Raw genomic sequence first — 1,958 nt, forward strand, 5'->3', positions numbered from 1 at the left:
TAGACTGTCGAGTTGCCGCTGCCGTCGGTGACGATGTTGCCGCTGAAGCCCGAGCCGCTGGGAACAGCAGTGGCGGCAGGAGCAGCGCCGGCACGGAACGTGATGGTCTTGCCGTTGACGGTGACCGTGTCGCCGTCGGCCGGCTGGGCGGTGCCGACCAGGCCGGTCGCCGTCGCCGCACCGCTCGCGATCAGGGTGATGCCAGCGGAGAGAGCCGTCGTGCCGTCACCAGCCGTTGCAGTCGCACCGGTGTTGACGCCCTGGGTCGCGCCCAGGGTGATCGCCGAGGTCGCCGCGTGCGTGCCGCCCGCCGTGCCGTCATACAGCACGTTGCTAGTGGCAACCGTGCTGGCGAACGAAGTCGTGCCGCGCAGGTCGGCAGAGGTTGCACCCGAGATCGTGGCCGAGACGTTGGACTTAGTGGAGTAACCGACGGTGGTCTGCAGCGCCTGGTTGGCGATCGACTTCGCGCTGTCGATCAGCTTCTGCAGCGAGGTGATGCCGGTGTTGGCGGCCTGCAGCACCTGCACGCCGTTGGCGATACCGTCGAGCAGATTGTTGATGTCGCTGGCGCGGTTGTCGAGCGACTGTGCCGTGAAGAAGTTGGTCGGATTATCGAGGGCCGAGTTGACGCTCTTGCCGGTCGACAGGCGGCTTTGGGTGGTGGCGAGAAGATCAGCGGTGGACTGGAGAGAGAGCAGGTTCTGACGAACCGAAGAGGAGAGAACAATACCGGACATAAGCTGTTACCCTTCTGGTACGCAACGCAACAAACTTCGATTAGGATTAATCGATGCCGGGAAGGTGAACGTAGGTGGCTAACAAAGCATGAAGTGCGTCGCGCCAGTCCTTGCGCGGATTCACCATAAGCGCGGCCGAAGAGAAATCGATCTCAGTCCTATCACCATGATGGAATGATGCTTTTTCGCGCAATCGCGGGACGTTTGCTACTTGTCAACCATAACTCAGAGTGGGCAAACGGCTGCACCTGAATGCACCATCTTCGTCCCACGCCACGTCTGCGAACGCTTGCGCAAAAACAAAGCGGCGGGGCCGAAGCCCCGCCGCAATATCTTGCTTAACGATGTCTTGCTTGCGATGTCGTCCGCTTGTTAGCGGAGCAGCTGCAGCACGCTCTGCTGCGACTGGTTGGCCAGCGACAGCGCGGAGACCGCGATCGACTGGCGGGTCGACAGCGCCTGGCTGTTCGCCGCTTCGGTGTTGGTGTCAGCCAGGGTCAGGTTGGACGAACCGGTCTGCAGCACGTTGATCAGGCTCTTGTTGAAGTCCTGACGCACCTGCACCACCGAGAGGTTCGAACCGAGGCTCGAGGCCTCCGAACGCAGCGTGCTCGACGCGGCATTCAGGTTGGTCAGCACTTTGTTGGTCGCAGCGTTGTCGATGAAGTCGACGCCGCTGGTCAACGAGGCGAGGCCCAGACCCTTGGAGTTGTAGGACACACCCGTGATGTTGAGGTTCGACTTGCCGGTCTCGTCGAACACCAGCTTGAGCTGATCGCCGTTCAAGAGGTTGACACCGTTGAACGAGGAGTCCTGCGAAGTCGTGTCGATCTGGTTCAGGATGTTGTTGTACTGAGACACCAGGTTGGCACGGGCCGTCTGCGCAACCGAGTCCTGGACGGGGCTGGAAGCCGTCGAGAACGTCAGCGACGAGGTCAGCGTGCCGCCGATCGCACCACCCGCCGCCGCCGAACCAAGCGTGGAGGACGCGTAGTCGTTGGTGGTCGACACCGTCAGCAGGCCGTTGGCGTCGATCGTCGCAGACAGGTTGTTGGCCTGCAGCTTCGTGTTGAGCTGGTCGAGCGTCTTGACCGTGCCGTTGGTGCCGTCGCCGAAGGTGACATTGACCGCCGTGCCGCCGTTGAAGGAGGAGAAGGTCAAGGTCTTGCCGCTGATGCCGCCGACGCCGGAGGTGCGGGCCGCGGTGAAAGCGGTCGC

At 62.4% G+C, this 1,958-nt stretch carries 2 protein-coding genes; both read right to left on the minus strand.

The window, feature by feature from the left end; all coding sequences use genetic code 11:
* Positions 1–740 (minus strand): DUF1522 domain-containing protein (locus tag ACIPUD_RS39710; RefSeq protein ID WP_446482981.1); only part of this gene is annotated, 740 nt, incomplete at its 3' end.
* 372 nt (positions 741–1,112) lie between these two features.
* Positions 1,113–1,958 (minus strand): flagellin (locus ACIPUD_RS39715; RefSeq protein ID WP_446482982.1); only part of this gene is annotated, 846 nt, incomplete at its 5' end.

It is taken from the genome of Bradyrhizobium sp. CAR08 (assembly GCF_052871955.1).